This is a genomic window from Bacillus sp. FSL R5-0560, from assembly GCF_037966305.1.
Lineage (GTDB): Bacteria > Bacillota > Bacilli > Bacillales > Bacillaceae > Bacillus > Bacillus mojavensis.
The window spans coordinates 3,527,021-3,549,658 of record NZ_CP150195.1 but is presented as its reverse complement, the minus strand read 5'-3'; the positions used below and the strand labels follow the sequence as shown (position 1 = coordinate 3,549,658).

General features: G+C 40.9%; 20 protein-coding genes. 18 read left to right on the top strand and 2 right to left on the bottom strand.

The genetic code is table 11. The features are described from left to right. Positions 1-155: 155 nt before the first annotated feature. The 14 genes from NST56_RS18625 (at position 156) to NST56_RS18560 (ending at position 16,315) form a co-directional block, all read left to right on the top strand. Positions 156-896 carry a lipoprotein YvcA gene (locus tag NST56_RS18625; RefSeq protein WP_339178382.1) on the top strand — a complete coding sequence of 247 codons (741 nt, stop codon included), beginning with the start codon at positions 156-158 and terminating at the stop codon, positions 894-896. Continuing rightward, positions 886-2,790, top strand: a complete 1,905-nt coding sequence (locus NST56_RS18620) for a DUF6792 domain-containing protein (protein WP_339178380.1) — start codon at positions 886-888, stop codon at positions 2,788-2,790. Before NST56_RS18625 ends, NST56_RS18620 begins: the two co-directional genes overlap by 11 nt. A gap of 14 nt (positions 2,791-2,804) precedes the next feature. Then, positions 2,805-3,164 carry a hypothetical protein gene (locus NST56_RS18615; protein WP_268449851.1) on the top strand — a complete coding sequence of 120 codons (360 nt, stop codon included), beginning with the start codon at positions 2,805-2,807 and terminating at the stop codon, positions 3,162-3,164. Between the two features lie 178 nt (positions 3,165-3,342). Next, a complete protein-coding gene (locus NST56_RS18610) occupies positions 3,343-5,106 on the top strand; it encodes an ABC transporter ATP-binding protein (protein ID WP_339178378.1) in 1,764 nt (587 codons plus the stop codon). A gap of 127 nt (positions 5,107-5,233) precedes the next feature. After that, positions 5,234-6,691, top strand: a complete 1,458-nt coding sequence (locus NST56_RS18605; RefSeq protein WP_339178376.1) for a tetratricopeptide repeat protein — start codon at positions 5,234-5,236, stop codon at positions 6,689-6,691. A 524-nt stretch (positions 6,692-7,215) separates the two neighbouring features. Beyond that, positions 7,216-8,673: a hypothetical protein gene (locus NST56_RS18600; protein WP_339178373.1), complete on the top strand. Its 1,458-nt coding sequence runs from the start codon at positions 7,216-7,218 to the stop codon at positions 8,671-8,673. Between the two features lie 380 nt (positions 8,674-9,053). Beyond that, positions 9,054-10,463, top strand: a complete 1,410-nt coding sequence (locus NST56_RS18595) for an NlpC/P60 family protein (RefSeq protein WP_339178370.1) — start codon at positions 9,054-9,056, stop codon at positions 10,461-10,463. 218 nt (positions 10,464-10,681) lie between these two features. Beyond that, positions 10,682-11,632 (top strand): thioredoxin-disulfide reductase, encoded by a 951-nt coding sequence (gene trxB, locus NST56_RS18590; RefSeq protein WP_168748830.1) that lies wholly within the window; start codon positions 10,682-10,684, stop codon positions 11,630-11,632. Positions 11,633-11,951: 319 nt separating this feature from the next. Then, the gene (locus NST56_RS18585; protein WP_081638370.1) at positions 11,952-12,428 is read left to right on the top strand and encodes an 8-oxo-dGTP diphosphatase; all 477 of its coding nucleotides are present in this window, start codon (positions 11,952-11,954) and stop codon (positions 12,426-12,428) included. A 24-nt stretch (positions 12,429-12,452) separates the two neighbouring features. Next, positions 12,453-13,340 (top strand): RNase adapter RapZ, encoded by an 888-nt coding sequence (gene rapZ, locus NST56_RS18580; RefSeq protein ID WP_010332000.1) that lies wholly within the window; start codon positions 12,453-12,455, stop codon positions 13,338-13,340. 1 nt (position 13,341) lies between these two features. Next, on the top strand, positions 13,342-14,295 hold the full coding sequence (gene mgfK, locus NST56_RS18575; RefSeq protein ID WP_339178367.1) for a gluconeogenesis morphogenetic factor: 954 nt from the start codon (positions 13,342-13,344) through the stop codon (positions 14,293-14,295). Positions 14,296-14,317: 22 nt separating this feature from the next. Continuing rightward, positions 14,318-15,268 (top strand): DNA-binding protein WhiA, encoded by a 951-nt coding sequence (gene whiA, locus NST56_RS18570; RefSeq protein WP_010331998.1) that lies wholly within the window; start codon positions 14,318-14,320, stop codon positions 15,266-15,268. A gap of 23 nt (positions 15,269-15,291) precedes the next feature. Then, positions 15,292-15,549 carry an HPr family phosphocarrier protein gene (locus tag NST56_RS18565; RefSeq protein WP_024122965.1) on the top strand — a complete coding sequence of 86 codons (258 nt, stop codon included), beginning with the start codon at positions 15,292-15,294 and terminating at the stop codon, positions 15,547-15,549. Positions 15,550-15,559: 10 nt separating this feature from the next. Next, on the top strand, positions 15,560-16,315 hold the full coding sequence (locus NST56_RS18560) for an arylamine N-acetyltransferase (RefSeq protein ID WP_339178364.1): 756 nt from the start codon (positions 15,560-15,562) through the stop codon (positions 16,313-16,315). Between the two features lie 35 nt (positions 16,316-16,350). Here the strand turns inward: NST56_RS18560 and NST56_RS18555 are convergent, their stop codons facing one another. Further along, positions 16,351-16,560 (bottom strand): hypothetical protein, encoded by a 210-nt coding sequence (locus NST56_RS18555; RefSeq protein ID WP_010331995.1) that lies wholly within the window; start codon positions 16,558-16,560, stop codon positions 16,351-16,353. 147 nt (positions 16,561-16,707) lie between these two features. On the opposite strand from NST56_RS18555, the gene NST56_RS18550 reads away from it, so the two are divergent. The 4 genes from NST56_RS18550 to NST56_RS18535 all read left to right on the top strand — a co-directional run bounded on the left by NST56_RS18550 (position 16,708) and on the right by NST56_RS18535 (position 21,264). Next, complete coding sequence (locus tag NST56_RS18550) at positions 16,708-17,421, top strand: response regulator transcription factor (RefSeq protein ID WP_010331994.1); 714 nt, start codon at positions 16,708-16,710, stop codon at positions 17,419-17,421. Then, entirely contained in the window at positions 17,415-18,485 is a 1,071-nt protein-coding gene (locus tag NST56_RS18545) for a HAMP domain-containing histidine kinase (RefSeq protein WP_339178361.1), read from the top strand. Before NST56_RS18550 ends, NST56_RS18545 begins: the two co-directional genes overlap by 7 nt. A gap of 84 nt (positions 18,486-18,569) precedes the next feature. After that, complete coding sequence (gene psdA / locus NST56_RS18540) at positions 18,570-19,349, top strand: lantibiotic ABC transporter ATP-binding protein PsdA (RefSeq protein ID WP_010331992.1); 780 nt, start codon at positions 18,570-18,572, stop codon at positions 19,347-19,349. After that, complete coding sequence (locus NST56_RS18535) at positions 19,324-21,264, top strand: ABC transporter permease (protein ID WP_268504592.1); 1,941 nt, start codon at positions 19,324-19,326, stop codon at positions 21,262-21,264. Before psdA ends, NST56_RS18535 begins: the two co-directional genes overlap by 26 nt. A 38-nt stretch (positions 21,265-21,302) precedes the next feature. On the opposite strand, the gene NST56_RS18530 is transcribed toward NST56_RS18535, so the two are convergent. After that, complete coding sequence (locus tag NST56_RS18530; protein ID WP_339178357.1) at positions 21,303-22,280, bottom strand: D-glycerate dehydrogenase; 978 nt, start codon at positions 22,278-22,280, stop codon at positions 21,303-21,305. Positions 22,281-22,638: the final 358 nt, after the last annotated feature.

Below are 22,638 nucleotides of genomic sequence, written 5' to 3'. Positions count from 1 at the left end.
GATAAAAGAAGGTCAAAACCAAGTCTGATTTCCTATTTATCCAAATTCCGCCATGATGTAACATGGAAAAGGATAATATAATCATCCCATAACCGGGTCAATAGTATTACTTTTGAAAAATGGAATCATCTCACAAAACCCCTTGGAGGTTCGTAATGAAAAAGATTATCTATATTTGCTTCAGCTTATTACTTGCCCTGACAGGAGGATGCAGTATGAACGACAACGAAAAAAACAGCAAAAACAATGAAAATAAAACAGAAGCCGTAAAACCAAAAGACATGGACCCAAAAAAACTGCCGCAAGTTCCCGCGTTTCAGGACGAGAAAACGAGAGAGTACATGGTGTCAACGAAGGAAGAAGAGCCTGGGTACTATTTGCTGGAGTCTAAGTTGAAAGGATTTAGGATGTTGTTTCCGGAGGACGGTGAGTACCTGCCTGATTTCTCTTCATCAAATGGAGAAAATAGCGAGTCAATTGGCTTTCAAAGCTATAACAAAAAAACAAATATCCTTTTAGATGCACAAGTTAGTTACTATAAGGAAGCTTCGTTTATTAATGATCCAGAGACAATGTTGGATCAAATTAGTAATGAGAATGGTTACAAGGGTAATTTTAAAGAAGAAAAAAAAGATGGAAAAGTAGTTTACTCAGCATCAAAAAAAAGTACTTTTAAAAACAGCGATCGTAAATACAATTTTTCATATCGTTATTTTGGATATATAAAATCCAATAAAGAAGAGTACCTAGGTATAGTATATTCATTTATAGTACGGTGTAAGAAAGACGATAAGCCTTGTACCTTAGATGAAGGTCAAGCAAAAGAAAAAACAGATACATTAATTAACTCTATAACCCTTTTGAGAAATAAAAAGGAGAGTAGGGATGGACAATAATAATATTTTTGAAAATGAAAATGTAAAGCTCCGTATAATTAACTTAGAGTATGCCTATAAAGAAGAGTTTGCATCAAACAGTCCGGAAAAAATAAAAAAAGCAAAAGAGGATTTTGAAGCTGACATTCGCAGGATTTACAAAGAAGAAACTCACTCGGAACTCCCGGAAGAAATAGAGATTTTTACTTCTCAAGAACTTATTCAAGAAAATAAGAAGATAGATAAGCAGATTAAAGAGTCTGGTTATGATGGTACAGCAATTTATATAAAAGACAAGAGGCACGATGTAAATCAGCTTCACATTATTTCAGAGGGAAGTGCTGATAATGGAGACTGGTCTTATAATTTCTTTGGTTTGTTTCTAGGTATTGACGATAATCAATACAGGGCTACAAGAGAGTTTGTAAAGATTTCGAAGAAAAAAGCGGGTAACTCTCAGGAATTAAAAACATTTGCGTTAGGACATTCCCTTGCCAATAATAACCAAGTGATGGCCCAGTTAATTGATGGAGAATTTGATGAAGTATATGGTGTCAATGGTGCACAAATAAGTATCGACCAATTATTGTTAGCTGATCGGGATTTAGTAGATTATCTATTAAATAAATATGATCTTAGCCGTAAAGAGCTAAAAGAGCTCTCGCGAGAAAAGCTAAAAATAGAAATCATGAAATACTACTATGACAAAGGCGTAACAGCAAACATCACCCAACGCATCTCCAAAGATGACCCTCTTTATGGCGTTAGCGGAAAGGCTGATTTTATTACATTTGGAGATGTAAAGATGAAAGATACAAACACGGATGTCAAAGGAATCAGAAGTATTATAGATAAGATTCCCGATGAGGAAATCCGCTCTATCCAAACTTTTTTCCGAAAATATTCGGATGACTATAAAAAAGGTGGACTAAACGGATTTGTCATGGCTTCAACCGGGATAGATGCAGAGCTTGTCGGCAGTATATTTAGTGCTGACGGAAATGTGGCGAAAGGGAAAATAGTGAAAGACCGGTTTGGTGATATACAGGTAATGGTTAAAAATATCGGGGAAAAAATGCCGGCTTTTATCAAATTCTTTCATACTATCATGAATAATAGCGGGACATTTGTGGATCAGCTTAAAGAGAATGGGTATATTGATGAGACACAAAAGAAGAGTGTCAAAAAACAGTTGAAAATCGTTAATAATAAGATAGGCGATATAGAAATTCAATATCAACAGTTAAAATACGCACTATCAACTAATAATGTAGTTGCAATTGTTTATTATGTCTGTGAGTTAGTAGGGAGTGTTAAAGAATTAAAGGCGGCATTAGAAACACTCGACGCAGAAACAAAAGACGCATTAAAACTCATCGTCGACGGCCACAGCATCGTTCAAATGTTGAACGCATTATCAAAGGAAAAAGGCTTCAGCTATAAAGGCTCCGATATTTACTTTACAGGGAAGAGCGGCTCGGGAGAAACGATTAAAGTCAATATCTCGTCCGCTGTCAGAATCTATCAAAACGGCATGAAGATCGTTGAAGATATGGAAGATGCGATTTCTGCGTACCAAAAGGTATTCCGGCAGGAAATCGATGAAGCGTTTATAGACAAAAAACAGGCAATCATCACGGCGATTCAACATATGGAAGAAAACCCTTCGCAATATGCCTTTGATCTTCAATTCCGGCTTGCGGCCGGTTTCAGTCACACATTCGATAAATTAGAGAAAATATCAGTTCATGAATCGTTCCATACAGGTGCACTCCCTGCTAATGACGGAATTGTTGCAGAACTCAAAAAACAGACAACGGAAAAAAAGAATTTTATCAAAAATATCCGCGAGAGCATCGAAAAGCTATTTGAAAAAGAAGAAATGATCTCACAGTTATTCGATTTTCAGCCTTAGGAGGAATAGACAGAGTGACTTCCTTATTTTCAGAAAGTGAAACAGAAGTTGTATCAACCACCTATATGTTTCTAACCCATGACGAAATGAAGGGGAAAGCAGGCAGTCTCAATAAACCCATCAACGACATTCTCAGCCTGACTAAAAAATTCGAATCTGCATTAAAAGAAGAAATCAAAGGGCAAAAAGGAATGATTGTCAAAAAAATAAAAGAAGAGCTTGAATCGAAAAGCGAAAAGCAGAAGACTGTACTTCAAACGATAAAAGAAGAGCATACTGCAAAGGTTGACCGGTTCAAAATGATTATTGAGGACCTGAGACAGCAAGATGTTACCTTAACGTACCGAAAAAAGAAGCCTGAAAAGGATCTATAATATGAAACGTCTCCTATTCGAGTCATGAATAGGGGATTTTTATTTTCAGTTTACAAGAAAAATATACTGAAAAAGTCTCTCTCCATTGATATGATTTAGAAAGAGTAAAAATAATCCTATTATATTCCGTTCAACCTTGCTGACCGCGTAAAGGGATTGAAACAGGAGGAAAAATACTATGCCAACACAGCAACCTAAAAGAAAATTCAAAGCTTTTTTTGCATTAGTGAAACAGACAAACCCATCCTATGGAAAGCTCGCCTTTGCGCTGATTCTCAGTATTGTCACAACACTGGTCAGCCTGCTGATTCCTCTATTAACGAAACAGCTTGTCGACGGTTTTTCCATGTCAGCGCTGTCCGGCACGCAAATCGGGCTGATTGCGCTCGTTTTTCTTATTCAAGCCGCTTTAAGCGCCTACGCTACATACGCGCTAAACTATAGCGGGCAAAAAATCATCTCTGGGCTAAGGGATTTATTATGGAAGAAATTAATTAAGCTTCCTGTATCTTATTTCGATACTAACGCTTCCGGTGAAACTGTCAGCCGGGTCACGAATGATACGATGGTGGTAAAAGAGCTGATTACCAGCCATATCAGCGGATTTATAACAGGCATCATTTCGGTCATTGGATCACTCACCATCTTATTCATTATGAACTGGAAGCTGACGCTGCTTGTTTTAGTTGTTGTTCCATTAGCAGCTCTGATCCTTGTGCCGATCGGGCAGAAGATGTTCTCCATTTCTCGGGAAACCCAAGATGAAACCGCACGTTTTACGGGGCTGCTGAATCAAATCCTTCCTGAAATCAGGCTTGTGAAGGCTTCAAATGCAGAGGAAGTCGAATACAAACGCGGGAAACTGGGGATTTCTTCATTATTCCAGCTTGGGGTTCGTGAGGCGAAGGTGCAATCGCTTGTCGGACCGCTTATTTCTCTCGTATTAATGGCCGCACTCGTGGCTGTTATTGGATACGGCGGTATGCAGGTGTCATCAGGCGAATTGACCGCCGGGGCACTCGTGGCTTTTATTTTATATTTGTTTCAAATCATTATGCCGATGGGCCAGATTACAACGTTCTTCACACAGCTGCAAAAATCAATCGGTGCAACAGAACGGATGATTGAGATTTTGGCAGAGGAAGAGGAAGATACCGTCACAGGAAACCAAATTGACAACGCGCATCTCCCTATCCGGCTCGATCATGTGTCCTTTGGCTATAATGCTGAGCAGCTGATCTTGAAGGATATCAGCGCCGTTATTGAAGCGGGAAAAGTAACAGCAATTGTTGGACCGAGCGGCGGCGGAAAAACCACGCTGTTTAAGCTGCTGGAGCGTTTCTATTCTCCGACTGAAGGGACCATTCGGCTGGGAGATAAGCCGGTGGATACGTATTCGCTTGAATCGTGGCGTCAGCATATCGGCTATGTGTCACAGGAAAGTCCGTTAATGTCGGGAACGATCAGAGACAATATTTGTTATGGGCTAGAACGCGAGGTAACGGATGCCGACATCGAAAAAGCAGCGGAGATGGCATACGCTCTTAATTTTATTAAGGAGCTGCCGAATCAGCTTGATACTGAAGTGGGGGAACGCGGCATCATGCTGTCGGGCGGACAGAGACAAAGAATTGCGATTGCCAGGGCGCTTCTCCGGGACCCGAGCATCCTGATGCTTGATGAAGCGACTTCCAGCCTCGACAGTCAATCTGAAAAATCAGTGCAGCAGGCACTTGAGGTGCTGATGGAAGGCCGGACAACAATTGTCATCGCTCACCGCTTATCGACTGTTGTAGATGCAGATCAGCTATTATTTGTTGAAAAAGGGGAAATTACGGGACGGGGCACGCACCATGAATTAATGGCGTCCCATGACCTTTACAGAGATTTTGCTGAACAGCAGCTGAAAATGAATGCGGATTTAGAAAACAAAGCCGGGTAAATTCTGGTTGATTCAGCCAGTAAAAAAAAGAGGAGGGATTTTCCCAATCCTTCCTTTTGAACTATTGAGGAGCTTACGATTTATGGTATACTACTGACGGTAATATTGTATAAAACGGAGGGTAGTTGTGGGAAAACACACTTCTGAACATAAAAATCACGCACAAATTGTCCAGCTGCTTCAAGATGGACATTATTTTTTTCATAAAGGTTTGAAGGCGTATAAAGAACGCAATTTGAAGCGGGCAAGCAAACTGATCCAGCGCGCGGTTCATTTGGAGCCGAAGGATTCAGAGATGCTTTCGCAGCTTGCGGTCATTTATTCAGAGATGGGGCAATACCAGGAATCGAACGATCTGCTTGATTATATTTTGGCGAATCTGGAGACGGAAATGCCGGAATGTCATTATTTTAAAGCAAATAACTTTGCCCATCTGGGACTCTTTCAGGAAGCTTATAAAGAAGCTGCAGCTTATTCAGACGCTGATCCGGACGGTGAATTTTCCGAAGAGAATGATAGTCTGCTTGATCTGCTTGATTTAGGAGACGACGGGCCTGAGGATTCTCTATATGATCAGGATGAATTGCTTATCAAACAAGACCGGGCGAAGTCATTGCTTGAAAGCGGTCAGCTTGCTGAAGCTGTTGCGGCCCTTGAGGAAATCACAAACGAATATCCTGAGCTTTGGTCCGCTTATAATAATCTCGCCCTTGCCCACTTTTATTCCGGCAATGTTGTGAAAGCGAAACAAACGGCTTATCAAGTGCTGAATAATAATGAAGGAAATCTTCACGCTTTATGTAATCTTCTCGTTTTCTACTATTATGAAAGAGAAGATGAAAAGGTGGCAGAGCTGAGTGATCAGCTTTCAAATGTATATCCGATGTTATTTGAACAGCGCTATAAACTGGGTGCCACCCTGTCGCTTGTCGGCCGCTATGATATCGGGTACAAATGGCTCAGATCACTATATAAAAGCGGTTTTGAAGGAGACGACACATTCTACTACTGGCTCTCGTGCTCTGCTTACTTTACGGGCCATACAGAATTTGCCGAAACGGTATGGAGAAAAGTCGAATCGCAATATCCCGGAGCGGACCGTCCGGCTCCATGGGTTGAGCGGCGGGAAGTACTTCCTTCGTCAGTAGAACAGCGATTGGCTGCCTATTATATCAGCAGCACCAAGGGTGAAACGGAGCATCTTGAAGCAGTGATACGCTCGAAGCGCATCACCGCTCCTTTTGAAAACCATTTCGTTAAGCTGCTCTTGCACGGAGATTCCGCAGCAGCAGATGTGTCAGAGGATGCGCTTTTTGCTTATCAAACGGTTAAATTGCTGGAAGAAGCAGAACAGGATGAGATGAAAACAGAAGTCATGAGCTGCTGGGTATTCCATGTGATACAGCAAATCCGCGCAGCGGGGCCGCTGAAAAATGTGAGCGGATGGGCTGCTGCTATCTACTATATTTGGAATGAAGCTCGTGGCAAAAAGGTTAATAAAAAAGATATATCTGATAAATTTTGTATTTCGCCAAGCACGTTAATCAAATATATTAAACAAATTGATGCAATTTTAGAATCTTAAAAACAAAAAGAGGCTTATTAAAACAGCCTCTTTTTGTTTTTTTTTATTTATTTTGTGTAAAGATGGAGTCTGTAATCCAAAATACTAAAGAACTGATTAATGTAGTGAAAATAACCTCTTGGATATCTCTTGTAGAACTGAAAAATGTTAATAGTACATTTATCAAGATTGATACCAAAAAGTAAATAGATAGGTATTTAGGATTTAATTTTTTCGGGTTAGTGTTCAGAATAACTTGTACAGGAAGAGCAAAAACAGCATAGAAAATTAAAAAAAATAAAAAATAGACTTCAAAGTAAGAAAAAGAAACACCATTTTTCAAAAATAAAAATATAGATACAAAGATATCAAGAATTATTGAGCTAGTAATCAAAGTAAGAATTAACCTGATTATGAAACTAAATGAAAATAATAAATTTTTATCCCTCATATGTAAATCTCCACCTTAGTAATTGTTGCCAATACGTATAGTACTATGTTAATATATTATCCGTTATAAATCAATAATCAACTGGAGGTTTCACATGAAAAAGTTTTTAGGTTTCTTACTTTTATTTTTAATGATTTCATTTTCAAAGAGTGCAATTGCAGCTTCGAATCAAGATGTCATTATTAATAAAGATAATAGTATTGCTAACATAACAGTGCAAGAAAAAGGGGACTATTTTAAGGTTTATGATGAAAATAACAAATTAATTTATAATAGTTCTTCTAATAAATTGAAGGTTAATATCAGTGAAAATATTCAGAAGTATAAAATAGGTGTTTATAACAAAAAAAAATTATCAAAAGTAATAGCGATTAAAATTGATAATAGTTCTAAAATTCAACAAGAAAAACCCAAAGCTCAGTCGGAAGGGTTTACAATTTTAAACAAAAATAGTGATCTTGAAAATAAAAAATTGGAATACAATAAGGATATTAGTGAATATCCTGAACAGAAAAGTGTTGACAAATCGATAGAAAAAAATGGTTTGCAAGTTCAATCTAGTTCTGATGGAGTCTCTCTGTCTTGGAATAAAATCATAGGAAGCAATAATGTTTATAAAATATATAAAAATGAAAAGCTTATTAAAGTAACTAAAGATTTAAACTATCGTGATACAAATGTTAAAACTGGTAAAAGATATACATATACGGTAGAAACAAAAGTTCCACTTGGTAAGACATCCATTAATAAAGTCAATAAAAAATTAAAAAAACAAAAGATTGATAAGAAAAAATTAAGTATGGATGAAAAAGATAATTTATATAATATAAGTGCAGTTTTATCCAGCATTGTTGATGTGCCAGAGGTTTCAGAAGAGTCATTAAAAACTCAAAATCAACTTGTTGAAACCAGCAATGTAAAATCTCAAAAAGGATCGTCTAATTTAGTCAAAGCGCAAAGCACATATTCTAAAACAGATGCATTTAGTATTATTTATAATACTTTTATTCCTTATAAATCTGTAGCAGATCCCAATTTTATTCAAGGGGGATATTTAAAAGGCGACGGTAGAAAATTTAATAGAGATGCCTCAAGTAGTCGAACTCATTCTATGGTTAATTTGCAATTTCAGAATCCAACATCTATACGGTTAGCTGAAAAGAAAATAGGGAGATCATATAGATGTTCAGATAAGGATTGCAAAAAAGTTCTTGAAAGCAATGTAGCCTCAAATAAGGGAATTTTTATCGATGTCGGAGCTGCGTCAAGTAAAAAACTTTCTTTTACTTTTTATCATACTGCAAGAATTCCTTTTGAAACTGGATTTCCAGGAGTTTCTTATCCGTCAATTGATTCTCGTTGGACTTTAACAATGACAAATTCTTCACTTGTAATTAGTGGGCAACATGATAAAGCACCGAATCATGAGATTTATTTAGTATCCATGGCAGGTAAGGCTCAAACTCTTTATAGATTTTCTGTTTCAGGAACAGGTTCTTTTAAATACCTAATAGATGTATTTCCTAAACAATCATTTAAAAAGACCTTCTAATTAGATAAAACCCCGAGTCAATTCAAGCTCGGGGTTTTATTATTTCTAACTAATCAAATCTATGTTGATTTTCCAAAATCCCAAAGTATATTAGATAAAATGACAAAAAAACAAGGACATGAAATGTGTTTGAAACACAAATGTAATAAAATTTATCGCTAATTTGTCGAAACTTGATGGTATAATGATTCTCGTACATAAGGAATTAGTGTTTTTTACATATGATGTGAAATAAACGCTATACACCCAGAATAAGAGATGCACAGAATAATTAACCATAAACAATCATCATTCCTCGTAGAATATGAGGAACGAAACTTGATGTTCAAAATACAATTCCAAATGAGATCAGGTTCACAGTAAAAGGGAGGATATAAAAAGTGAGAAAGAGTTTATTGACACTTGGTTTGGCTTCCGTCATCGGGACAAGCAGTTTTTTGATCCCATTTACAAGTAAAACTGCATCGGCGGAAACATTAAATGAAAAGAAACAAAAAATCGAAAGCAAGCAATCTGAGGTTGCTTCCAGCATTGAAGCGAAGGAAAAAGAATTAACTGAGCTTCAGGAAAACCAATCAAAGATTGAAAAAGAACTGAAAGACATTAACGCTAAGGCGCTCGATACAAGCAACAAAATCGAAGATAAAAAAGAAGAAAACGATAAAACGAAAAAAGAAATCAAAGAACTGAAAAAAGAGATTAAAGAAACAGAAGCACGCATCGAAAAGCGTAACGAAATCCTGAAAAAACGCGTTCGTTCTTTACAGGAAAGCGGCGGATCTCAAGGATACATAGATGTACTTTTAGGATCAACAAGCTTTGGTGATTTTATCTCACGCGCTACTGCGGTTTCATCTATTGTTGATGCAGACAAAGATTTAATCAAGCAGCAAGAGCAGGATAAAGCGAAGCTTGAAGACTCTGAAGCAGATCTGAATGATAAGCTGAAAGAAGTACAAGCTGCATTGGCTAAGTTAGAAACAATGCAAAAGGACCTTGATAAACAGCTAGATGAAAAAGACAAGCTTTTCGACGAAGCAAAAGACAGCCAGAAGAAAACGGCTGCGGCGATTTCTGAATTAAAATCAGAAGCGTCTGAACTTGCAAATCAAAAAGCAGATACTGAAGCAGAACAAGCACGCATCAAAAAACAACAAGAAGCTGCGGCTGCTTTGATCAAAAAGCAGGAAGAAGCTCAAAAAGCATCTGATGAAACACAAACAGATGGCCAAACAGCTACAACTGAAACAGCAAAAGCAAGCTCATCTGATGATGATTCTTCAGACAACTCTTCTAGCGGTTCATCAAACAGTTCGTCTAACGGGTCGTCTTCTAAGAAGCACAGCAGCTCAAACAGCAATTCAGGCGGCACTGTCATCAGCAACTCAGGCGGCATTGAAGGTGCGATCAGCGTTGGTTCAAGCATTGTCGGACAATCTCCGTACAAGTTTGGCGGCGGACGCTCTCAGTCTGATATCAACAACCGTATTTTTGACTGCTCATCATTCGTTCGCTGGGCTTACGCTTCTGCAGGTGTCAACCTTGGACCTGTTAGTGGAACCACTACTGACACATTGATCAATAAAGGAAGAGCTGTAAGCGCGTCAGAAATGAAACGCGGAGACCTAGTCTTCTTTGATACTTACAAGAAGAATGGACACGTTGGTATTTATTTAGGAAACGGTACTTTCCTAAATGACAATACATCTCATGGTGTGTCAATTGATTCTATGAGTAACCCTTACTGGAAAAAATACTTCAATGGCAACGTAAGACGTGTTGTTCAATAATAAATAAGACAAGGGCCTTCTATGGACAGAAGGCTCTTTCTTTTATTAAATACATACCCTTTTGTAATACATCTAATCGCGTTTCGAAAAAAATGAGCAAAAAAATGGCGTATCACCATGAGATTTTATAGGATATGGGTAAGGAATACGTTTGATGGGGATTCTTATCTTATAAGGAAGAGCCCAACTCGAAAAGACGTTTTAAGGAGTGAGTGAGTGTGTCAGAAGAAAAAATATATGATGTGATTATTATCGGCGCAGGTCCTGCTGGGATGACGGCCGCTGTATACACATCTAGAGCAAACTTATCGACATTAATGATTGAAAGAGGAATTCCGGGCGGCCAAATGGCAAACACGGAAGATGTGGAGAACTATCCTGGTTTCGAAAGCATTCTCGGGCCTGAGCTTTCCAACAAAATGTTTGAACATGCAAAGAAATTCGGCGCTGAATACGCTTATGGCGATATTAAAGAAATTGTGGACGGCAAAGAGTACAAAGTTGTGAAAGCCGGTTCAAAAGAATATAAAGCACGTGCTGTTATCATTGCCGCAGGAGCAGAGTATAAAAAAATCGGCGTGCCTGGCGAAAAAGAATTGGGCGGCCGCGGTGTTTCGTATTGTGCAGTATGTGACGGCGCTTTCTTTAAAGGCAAAGAGCTGGTTGTTGTCGGCGGAGGGGACTCAGCGGTTGAAGAAGGCGTGTACTTAACACGTTTCGCTTCAAAAGTAACGATCGTTCACAGACGTGACAAACTCCGTGCGCAAAGCATTCTCCAAGCGAGAGCGTTTGATAATGAAAAAGTAGATTTCTTATGGAATAAAACCGTGAAGGAAATTCATGAGGAAAACGGCAAAGTCGGCAAAGTGACGCTTGTGGATACGGTGACCGGTGAAGAAAGTGAATTCACAACAGACGGCGTATTCATTTATATCGGTATGCTTCCTCTGTCTAAACCGTTTGACAACCTTGGCATCACGAATGAAGAAGGCTACATCGAAACCAACGACCGAATGGAAACAAAGGTTGAAGGGATTTTCGCAGCCGGAGACATTCGTGAAAAATCATTGCGCCAAATCGTAACGGCTACAGGAGACGGAAGTATTGCGGCACAAAGCGTACAGCATTATGTCGAAGAGCTCCAGGAAACGCTGAAAACCTTAAAATAAAAAAGGGCTGTCATACGAGTTTCACATAACGTTACTGGGTTTTAATTACGCTGTAACAGTTGTGTAAAACTTATCGGTTATGATTAATAAAGTAATTGACCCCCTTTTTATAATGAATACACTTTTGGCACGGATTCTCCAGTTATCCGTGTCCTTTTTTTGTCCAAAAATAAAAGACAATTTCCTTTCACAATAAAATCATCTGAACGCTGGGAAGAATATGCTGTAAAATAGAAGGAAAGATTGTCAATGTCTCTTCATTGTGAGAGGCATCTTGAAACGGTATAATAAAGAGACGATGACAGGACGAGAAGGTTAGGTGACGTACTTGCAAAGAGTGACAAATTGTGTTCTCAAGGCGGATGACAAAGTTCTTCTTCTCCAAAAGCCAAGACGTGGCTGGTGGGTCGCGCCGGGAGGCAAGATGGAGAGCGGAGAATCAGTCAGGGATTCCGTCATCAGAGAATTTAGAGAAGAGACAGGTATCTATATTATAAATCCTCAGCTAAAAGGCGTTTTTACCTTTATCATTAAAGACGGTGACCATATTGTGTCCGAGTGGATGATGTTTACGTTTGTCGCTGATTCCTATACGGGAGAGAACGTGTCTGAATCAGAGGAAGGCATTTTGCAGTGGCACAATGTGAAGGATATTCAAAACCTGCCTATGGCTCCGGGAGACGGCCATATCCTGGACTTTATGATGAAGGGACAAGGGCTGCTGCACGGCACATTTACGTATACACCGGAGTTTGAGCTGCTCAGTTATCGTTTAGATCCGCAGCATATCAAATAGAAAGACAAGTCAGGGGGGAGAAAGATGAGTGTTAGTGAATCACATGATATTCAGCTTGTCATTATAACCGGCATGTCGGGCGCGGGGAAAACCGTTGCGATTCAAAGCTTTGAGGATCTCGGGTATTTCTGCGTCGATAATCTGCCGCCTTCATTGCTTCCGAAATTTTTAGAACTGATGAAGGAATCAAATTCGAAAATGAGCAAGGTCGCGCTTGTTATGGATTTGCGCGGCCGTGAATTTTTTGACCGGCTGATTGAGGCGCTGGATGAAATGGCGGAAAATCCGTGGATTACACCGCGAATTTTATTCCTGGACGCGAAGGATTCAATTCTCGTGACGAGATATAAAGAAACGAGACGTTCGCATCCGATGGCAGCGACTGGTCTTCCGCTCGAAGGCATCGCGCTGGAACGTGAGCTGCTTGAGGAATTAAAAGGCCGCTCTCAAATGATTTATGATACATCAGACATGAAGCCGCGCGATCTGCGCGAGAAAATCGTAAAGCATTTTGCGACAAACCAAGGCGAGACATTTACGGTAAATGTCATGTCATTTGGTTTTAAATACGGTATTCCCATTGATGCCGATCTCGTTTTTGATGTCAGATTTCTGCCGAACCCATATTATATCGAAAGCATGAGGCCGCTGACCGGAAAAGATGAAGAGGTATCGTCTTACGTCATGAAGTGGAACGAAACACAAAAGTTCAATGAAAAATTAATCGATTTACTCAGCTTTATGCTGCCGTCCTACAAAAGAGAAGGAAAGAGCCAGCTCGTCATTGCGATCGGCTGCACAGGGGGCCAGCACCGCTCTGTGACGCTTGCCGAGTATTTAGCTGACTATTTCAAAAAGGATTACTATACTCATGTTACTCACCGGGACATCGAAAAGAGAAGCCGGAAATAAGATGGAACAAAAATCGAAAATTGCCATCTTTGGCGGCGGCACGGGCCTTTCTGTATTGCTTCGGGGCTTAAAGCATAAACCCGTTGATATTACGGCGATTGTCACTGTTGCTGATGACGGAGGAAGCTCGGGGCGGCTGCGGAACGAACTGAAAATCCCGCCACCCGGAGACATCAGAAATGTGCTTGCCGCTTTATCCGATGTGGAGCCGCTAGTTGAGGATCTCTTTCAGCACCGCTTTAATAAGGGGAACGATTTAACGGGCCATTCACTCGGAAATTTAATTTTGGCAGCGATGACGAATATAACCGGTGATTTTTTTCACGCTGTCACAGAAATGAGCAAGGTGCTGAATGTAAGAGGAAAGGTGTTGCCGGCAGCCAATGCCAGTGTTGTTCTGCATGCCGAAATGGAAGACGGCCGCGTGGTCACAGGCGAGTCCACTATTCCGGAGTACGGCCAGCGTATTAAGCGCGTTTTTCTGACGCCTGAAAACATTGATCCGCTGCCGGAAACAATAGATGTGATCAGGGAAGCGGATCTGATTATTATCGGACCGGGAAGCCTATATACCAGTATTCTTCCGAATTTGCTCGTTCCAAAAATTGGAGAAGAAGTGATCAAGGCGTCGGCGAAAAAAGTATATATCTGCAACGTGATGACACAGCCCGGAGAAACGCTGCATTATACCGCTGCCGATCATGTGAAAGCGCTCAATCAGCATATGGGCTGCGGTTTTATCGATACCATACTGGTTAACAGTGAAGACATTCCTGACGAAATAAAACGTAAGTACGCAGTAGAATCGGCGCGTCCTGTTGATTTTGATATCGAAGAGCTGAAAGCAATGGGGCTTGAAGTTATCAGAGATCAAATCGTAACACATAAAAATGGCGTAATTCGTCACGATACACATAAAGTGGCCTCTCTTCTTGTCGATTTATTGAAAGAATGAAGCCTTGAAATGAGGTGGCTATATGTCATTTGCATCGGAAACCAAAAAAGAATTAACGAACCTGGAAGTGAAGGATTGCTGCATTAAGGCAGAGTTGTCAGCACTTATCAGAATGAATGGATCTTTATCATTTGCTAACCGCCATCTCGTACTTGATGTTCAAACTGAAAATGCAGCGATTGCCCGCCGCATCTATACATTGCTGAAAAGACAATATGATGTGTCGGTTGATCTGCTGGTCAGAAAGAAAATGCGGCTGAAAAAGAATAACGTCTATATTGTGCGTTTTTCAGAGAATGCAAAGTTCATCTTAGAGGATTTAAAAATACTCGGCGAGAATTTTGTGTTTGAACGAAATATTTCAAAAGAGCTTGTCAAAAAGAGATGCTGCAAGCGTTCTTATATGAGAGGGGCATTTTTGGCGGGAGGTTCAGTCAATAACCCGGAAACCTCCTCGTACCATTTAGAAATTTTTTCTCTCTATAAAGAGCATAACGATTCATTATGTGAACTGTTAAATGAGTTCCAATTAAACAGCAAAACGCTCGAGCGGAAAAAAGGCTATATCACTTACTTAAAAGAGGCTGAAAAGATTACTGAATTTCTGAACGTGATCGGCGCACATAATTCATTGCTGCGTTTTGAGGATGTCAGAATCGTCAGAGACATGAGAAATTCGGTTAATCGTCTTGTCAATTGTGAAACAGCCAACTTAAACAAAACCATCGGGGCTTCGCTCAGACAGGTGGAAAATATTAAATACATCGATGAAAGAATCGGCTTGGAGGCGCTTCCTGAAAAACTTCGGGAAATCGCGCAGCTGCGGATTGATTACCAGGAAGTGACGCTGAAAGAGCTGGGGGAAATGGTAGCGAGCGGGAAAATCAGCAAATCAGGGATCAATCACAGGCTGAGAAAACTTGACGAAATCGCAGAACAGCTGCGGACAGGGCAAACCGTCACTTTAAAATAACCGTAAAGAAAAGGGGAGATCTTATGGTTCAGCAGAAAGTGGAAGTTCGATTAAAGACAGGACTGCAGGCGCGTCCTGCTGCTTTGTTTGTACAAGAAGCAAACCGGTTTACGTCAGATGTGTTTCTTGAGAAGGATGGGAAGAAAGTAAATGCGAAAAGCATCATGGGGCTGATGAGCCTTGCGGTAAGTACAGGCACAGAAGTCACATTGATTGCCGAGGGAGAAGATGAACAAGAGGCGTTGGAAAAGCTTTCGGCGTATGTTCAAGAGGAAGTTTAGGTGATACAAAATGAGTGATTTTCTGAAAGACTGTTTTAAGAAAATCGGCTGGGAGAAGGATCATGTCAGCTTCGAGGATCTTCCCCTTTTTCTAAAAGCAATGGCGTACCGATACCCTTTTGAAAACCGGGCAGTTCTTGCAAAAGAGAATTATAAGCTAACCAAAGAAGAGCTTTGGCGCCGTCTGATCAAAGAACAGCATGGGGGGCTATGCTACGACCTGAATGGTTTTCTTTACTATGTCTTACGTGATGCCGGTTTTCATGTGAAGCTCATTCGCGGAACAGTTTATGCAGGAAAGCAAGAAGAGTGGGCATTAGAAGGAACCCATGCTGCTGTATGGCTGTCGGCAGAAAAGGGAGATTACATTGTTGATATTGGTTTTGGCATCAACCTGGCGCTGGAGCCGATACCGCTTTCCGGAGAAAGGGTACAATCTCCTGTGGGAGCCTTCCGAATCAAGGAAAAAGCGACGGAAATGGGCACCCATCTTCTGTTGATGGACAAAGGAGAAGGCTGGCAAATCGGTTATGCCTTTACCCTTGAAGAGAGGGATCCCGGTGATTTAGATGACATGAAGGACCTGATTCATTCTCATGAAAAATCTCCTTTTAACAAATCACTGCTCGCCTCAAAGCTGACCCCGAACGGACGGATTGTCATGTCAGACCGCCATTTTACGGTTCATGAAAACGGCGGAGAAGGCCAAAAAAGTGACATCGCCCCTTCAGAGTTTGAAGAGAAATTAAACACTTATTTTTTGTAATGTGAAAAGCTTGCAGACATACTGCAAGCTTTTTCTTATGAACAAGTATTGATTACTACATCAAATGCATCTTCCGGGATATACAGTTTCCCTTTTTCATATTGATAAGGAATGTGATTCTCTTTAAAGCACTCTTTTTCGTATTCAGTCAGTGAATCTCCAATTTCTATGTATTCCCCGGTATAGTTCGGCTGGCATGCTGAAAGAGTTGACGTAATGGTTACAAGTAGCATGATTATCTTCATAATGACACCTACTTATTAAGAAATTTTTCCCTTTTTTCATTCTACCATAACGAATAGAAAAAGCCCGATTTACTATCCCCCACATGCTATAATAATTTTGGAATCTTCTAGAAAAATCACCGTGTTAGATATATAAGGGGGATAAACGTGTATCGGATCTTACTCGTGGAAGATGATGAACGGATTGCGTCATTGCTGGGCGGCCATCTTCAGAAATACGGATATCATATAAAAATAGCTGAAAAGCTGAATGACATAAAGGAAGAATTTTCGGAAATGAAACCGGATCTTGTGCTGCTTGATATCAACCTGCCTTTTTTTGACGGGTTTTATTGGTGCAGGCAAATCCGAACGATTTCAAATGCCCCGATTATTTTTATCTCGGCGCGGACTGATGAACTGAATCAGGTGATGGCGATTGAGAACGGGGGCGATGATTATATCACGAAGCCGTTCCATTTAGAGGTAGTGATGGCCAAAATCAAAAGCGTGTTGCGCAGGACCTATGGTGAGTATTCTCCTTCTTTGTCTCAGGAATCAAGATTGGTGGAGCTTGGCGGTCTAACGATATATCCAGATCAATATGAAGCGGAGTGGAAGAACAGCCGCATCTCGTTTTCGCAAAAAGAATTTCAGTTGCTTTCGATTTTCATAAGAGAGCACAAAAAAATTGTCTCGCGTGATGAATTGCTGGAGGCATTATGGGACGACGTTGATTTTGTTGATGATAATACATTAACGGTCAATGTCAATCGGCTGCGGAGAAAGCTGGAGAATGCCGGATTGAAAGACGCCATTGCTACGATCAGGGGACAGGGCTATGTATTTGAAGTCAATCGGAAGGATGAGCGGGAGTGTTAAAGACTTATATCATCGACCGATTAGCTATTATTCTTTTTTCCTTATTAAGCATAGGTACCGCCATGTTTATCGCATATTTAAGCATTATAGAGAGCGGTGCCGAGCCTGCTTCAGAAAATATGATATACATATGGGTCCTGCCTGGTGTCCTTTTGGCCGCTGGTTTTACTGCCGACTACATGCGGCAAGTTTCCTTTCTGGCATTTTTGAAAAAACTGGCTGAACAGGCACCCGCTTCGAATGACATAGGGCAGTCACTTGAAGCCCGCAAGCCAAGAACTAGAGAACAAGCCCTCTGGACAAAAATGATTAACGCGCTTGGTGATCAATACGCGGGAAAGCTCTCACAATATATTAATAAACAAAAACAGCATTATACTTTTACGAATCAATGGATTCACCATATGAAAACACCCGTATCCGTCATCTCCTTAATGATTCAAGAAGGAAAGAACGGGACCGCTTCTTCCTTTCAAACATTTTTAGAGGAACTGGAGGATGAAAATGAACGGTTTCGCCACGGGCTGGATATGATGCTGCAAACAGCCCGGCTGGAGGAATTCGCTTTTGATGTAAAACCTGAAACCTTTGATTTGACAGAGCTTGTCCGCTCATTGATCAATCAGGAAAAACGGCAGTTTATTAAACGGCGGCTTTTCCCGAAATTACATGTGCCGCCAAACGCCGTCCAAGTTTCCAGTGATCAAAAGTGGCTTTCCTTTGTTGTGGAGCAAATCCTTTTCAATGCCCTGAAATATTCAAAGCAAGGCGTTGGTGACCATATTACCATCCGGATTGAAACGCAAGGCCATGAGACACGTTTATCAGTTGCAGATGACGGTATCGGCATCCCGGCGCAGGATCTTCCCCGGATTTTTGATCCGTTTTTTACTGGTGAAAACGGGAGAAGCATGACACAGGCGACAGGAATGGGCCTCTATTTGGCGAAAGAGGTGTGCAGCCAGCTGGGCCATAAACTGGACGCACAATCAAAAGAGGGAGCGGGCTCCGTGATGACAATTGTCTTTTCAAGTGACACTCTGGCAAATGTGACAGCATTGTAAGGTTCGAAAGCGAGATTGAAAGAAAGTTCGATGGGAGGCTGCTGACTTCCTTTTTATAATAAAGAAAAAAGGAGGATCAGAGGCATGAACGTGCTGCAAACAACGAAGCTGTCAAAAACATATTATTCAAATAAAGGAACGATGTCATATCAGGCGCTTAGCGATTTTGATCTCAGTGTAAATAAAGGAGAATTTGTCGGCATCATGGGGCCGTCAGGAAGCGGAAAAACGACGCTCCTGAATTTGCTGGCCACCATTGATAAGCCGACCCAGGGCGAGATGATGATCAACGGCATCCAGCCGAAAACGTTAAAGGATCAAGACCTGGCTCTGTTTCGCAGAAGAGAGCTGGGCTTCGTCTTTCAGGACTTTAATCTGCTTGATACGCTGACGATTCGGGAAAACATCCTGCTTCCGCTCGCGTTGGACAAGGTAAAGCTGAGTGAAATGGAAAACCGCTTAGATGAACTGGCAGATACATTGCAAATCAAACATATTCTCGACCACCGTACGTACGAAGTGTCGGGAGGCCAGCAGCAGCGTGCGGCCTGTGCAAGAGCCATTATTCATAATCCGGCTCTGATACTGGCGGATGAACCGACAGGCAACCTTGATTCAAAATCTGCAAAACAGGTGATGAACACGCTGGCTCAGCTGAATGAAGAAAAGGAAGCAACGATACTATTGGTTACGCATGATGCCACAGCGGCAAGCTTCTGTAAACGAATCGTCTTTATTAAAGACGGAAGATTTTTTTCAGAGATCCGCAGGGGAACGAATCAGCAGGTGTTTTATCAAAGTATCCTGGATACCCTGAGTGTGTTGGGAGGCGATTTTCATGAATTTGAGAACCATCGCCCGTAAGAACATTATTGGGAATCTGCAAAGATATGTCGCTTACTTCTTAAGCTGTGTGTTTGCCGTCTCGGTCTTTTTCGTCTTCACCTCTTTTATTTTTCACCCGGATGTGACGGAAGACAATGTGTATGGCGGAAGCCTTGTGAAAACGTGTTTGAGCGCAGCTCTTATCGTCATCATCGTGTTTTGTATATTCTTTATTTCTTATTCAAATTCAGCGTTTCTGCAGGCGAGAAAGAAAGAGTTTGGCTTGTTTACACTGTTTGGAACATCAAAGCAGCAGCTCCGAAAGATGATTTATTATGAGCAGTCGCTGATTTCTCTTGCGGCGATTGCGGCCGGTATAGGCACGGGGCTGTTATTTTCAAAACTGTTTTTTATGGTCATGACATGGATGCTCAGTGTGAAGGTGCCGATCTCGTTTGCGATTGTACCGAAAGCATTTGTGCTGACGGCGGTCGGTTTTCTCATATTGTTTCAAGTCCTGCTTATTTTATCGCTGGGGCAGATTCGCAAGCTCGAAATCATAGATTTGATTAAATCCGCTCAAAAACCTAAAAATCTACCGGCCTATTCAAAATGGCTCACTGTGCTGTCTTTGCTTTGTCTGGCTGGCGGTTATTATCTGTCTGCCACAGCCAATGCGATCGACATGATGTTTCGTGTCTTTCCGATTTTGATTTTAGTGTTAATCGGCACGTATTTCTTTTTTACACAAAGCAGTGTCGCGTTTTTTCGCATGCTGTACAGAAAGAAACATAGCTTTTACAAAGGAACCAATATCATTGTGCGTTCCAACATGATATTCAGGCTGAAAGATCACGCACGCATGCTGTTTTTAACCTCTGTGATTACAGCAGTCATTTTAACCGCTACAGGTGTGATCTATATGTTTTATGCTGATTTAGAAAGGCAGGAGGAGCAAAGCATTCCTCAATCTGTTGCCTGGGTGGAAAAAGACGCTTCCCGCTTTCAGGTTATGAAGCCTGAGACCGCTGAGAATACATTGAAAAAAGCAAATACTGAGATTAAATATAAGGTGAATGCCACAGGTATTCCTGTTACATTTCAATCAGACTTGCCGTATGGGAACAGGAAAGCGGAAGCAGAGGCCTTGCTGATTTCAGAGAAAATTTATAATCAAGTCGCAAAGGAAAAAGGTTTTCCTGTTATTCATGTACAAGAAAATGAAGCGTTTATCAATGTTCCGTTTCAAATGATGGTGAAAGATACGTTCGGGGAAGGGGAAAAAGCAGCGTTTCATATGAAGTCAGGAAAATCACTTTCCTATGTCATGAAAAAGCAGCAAAACAAAGGGATATTGATGTCAGTCGGAGGAGTCAGTCGTTTATTGGTTGTCAGCGAAAAAAGCTTTGACGGCCTGACACAGGAGGTGCCGCTGAAGGATCAGACGAGAGTGGTAGGCTATGAGCTTGAGCATTGGCAAGAGACGGTGGAGGTCTCTGAGAAGCTTGAAAACATGGTGCCGAAAGAACATACATCTGATTTTCAAACGCGTGCTCCGAGTTTTCAAGTTGTGAAGCAGGGAGTCGCACTCATGCTGTTTATCGGTCTGTTTGTCAGCGTACTGTTTTTTATTGTTCAAGGCAGCATGCTGTATTTGCGGATGTTTACTGAAATAGAAGATACGAGAGTGCAAGTGTTAGCATTAAAGAGAATGGGAGTTACGGACAAAGAGATTCACTCCATCCTTGGAAGACAAATTGGATTTTTGTTCTTCATCCCGTTTATCGCGGGTACGATTCACGCCGGCTTTGCGTATGTGGCGTTAAGCAACATGCTGCATGCTAACTTATTTCTTGAGGCCGTGATTGTCATCTTCATTTATTTTGTGTTCCAGGCTGTTTATTATGTCGTCACTCGTCATATTTATAAGCGTGCTGTTCTCCAGCATATGTAATATGAAATCCGGTCTTCATCAGACCGGATTTTTTTTATTTACTGAAATTCTCTTGTCAGATTTTTCGGTGTTTGCCCTTTGATAGCTGCAATCATGTTTTCGGCGGCCTGTTTACACATATTGAAGCGCACTTTCGCTGTTGCTGAGCCGATATGCGGCAGTAGGGTAACATTGTCAAGCTGCAAGAGCGGATTGTCTTTTGCGACAGGTTCTTCTTCGTACACGTCTAAACCGGCACCACGAATCCAGCCTTCTTGAAGAGCGCGGATGAGGGCTTTTTCATCAACTGTCTTTCCCCGGGAAATATTGACGAAAATTGCGGAATCCTTCATCAGTTTAAATTCGCGTTCCCCGATCATGTGATACGTTTCGTCAGTCAGCGGAGTAATCAGCAGAACAAAATCTGATTGCTCCAAGAGTGTGTCGAGCTCAGCGTATTTGACGCCGATGCTTTCTTCAGTTTCTTGTTTGCGATGGCGGTTATGATAAAGCACGTCCATATCGAAACCGAATTTGGCGCGTCTGGCCGCTTGCTCGCCGATTCTGCCCATACCGATAATGCCTAATGTTTGATGATGGACGTCAATGCCGAAAAGGTCTTCTTCTTCAACCGTACCCCATTTACCGGCCCGGACGAAACGGTCAAGCTCAGCAACACGTCTGGCCGATGAAAGAATTAAAGAAAAGGCCAGATCGGCCACTGTATCATCCAGTGTATAAGGCGTATGAGTGCCGACGACGCTTCTTTCTTTCATCGCTTCTATATCAAAATTATCGTATCCGACGGATTGATTGCTGACGACCTTCAGCTTAGGAGCATGCTCAAGCAGCTCGCTGTTGATGGACGGCCCTGATGTTCCAGTCGTTAAAAGCCCTTCAGCATCTTTCATTTTCTCGAATAGCACTTCTTGTGGAAGTGAATCCTCCTGCCATATCTCATAACGGCAATGCTCACTGATCATGTGTTCAATCTCTTTAGGAATGGGTTTGGTGATAAATACAAATGGTTTCAACAAGGCTCCCCCTTTATGGCTGTTGTCTATTTTATTATATCGGAAAGAGATAAAAGTTAGAAATATTGCTGCGTTTGTTAAATTTCTGGTTCTTTTGAACTTAAAATGATTGCGATGAATGAAAAAAAAAGCAGCCTCTGCTTAAATAAGTTTTTTAATTATCTGAATTCGCCTATATTTTTTGTCAGACAAATCACCAAAATATCAGCAAAACCTGGATTATAGGATTCAATAAATATAAATTTTATTATCTTTGAAAGATATAAATGTTTATGTTTTTATTTTACAGTCCAATTAGATCGTCTTTTAATGAAAGCCTTTTCGCGGCCTGTTCCTATGCTATAATTCCTTACTGTAAGCT

What these genes read in the sequence shown, in the direction of transcription:
- rapZ (WP_010332000.1), top strand. Translation starts at nt 12,453, where the DNA reads ATGAGTGTTAGTGAATCACATGATATTCAGCTTGTCATTATAACCGGC.
- whiA (WP_010331998.1), top strand. Translation starts at nt 14,318, where the DNA reads ATGTCATTTGCATCGGAAACCAAAAAAGAATTAACGAACCTGGAAGTG.
- NST56_RS18625 (WP_339178382.1), top strand. Translation starts at nt 156, where the DNA reads ATGAAAAAGATTATCTATATTTGCTTCAGCTTATTACTTGCCCTGACA.
- NST56_RS18555 (WP_010331995.1), bottom strand. Translation starts at nt 16,560, where the DNA reads ATGAAGATAATCATGCTACTTGTAACCATTACGTCAACTCTTTCAGCA.
- NST56_RS18600 (WP_339178373.1), top strand. Translation starts at nt 7,216, where the DNA reads ATGAAAAAGTTTTTAGGTTTCTTACTTTTATTTTTAATGATTTCATTT.
- NST56_RS18535 (WP_268504592.1), top strand. Translation starts at nt 19,324, where the DNA reads ATGAATTTGAGAACCATCGCCCGTAAGAACATTATTGGGAATCTGCAA.
- NST56_RS18620 (WP_339178380.1), top strand. Translation starts at nt 886, where the DNA reads ATGGACAATAATAATATTTTTGAAAATGAAAATGTAAAGCTCCGTATA.
- mgfK (WP_339178367.1), top strand. Translation starts at nt 13,342, where the DNA reads ATGGAACAAAAATCGAAAATTGCCATCTTTGGCGGCGGCACGGGCCTT.
- NST56_RS18610 (WP_339178378.1), top strand. Translation starts at nt 3,343, where the DNA reads ATGCCAACACAGCAACCTAAAAGAAAATTCAAAGCTTTTTTTGCATTA.
- NST56_RS18565 (WP_024122965.1), top strand. Translation starts at nt 15,292, where the DNA reads ATGGTTCAGCAGAAAGTGGAAGTTCGATTAAAGACAGGACTGCAGGCG.
- psdA (WP_010331992.1), top strand. Translation starts at nt 18,570, where the DNA reads ATGAACGTGCTGCAAACAACGAAGCTGTCAAAAACATATTATTCAAAT.
- NST56_RS18560 (WP_339178364.1), top strand. Translation starts at nt 15,560, where the DNA reads ATGAGTGATTTTCTGAAAGACTGTTTTAAGAAAATCGGCTGGGAGAAG.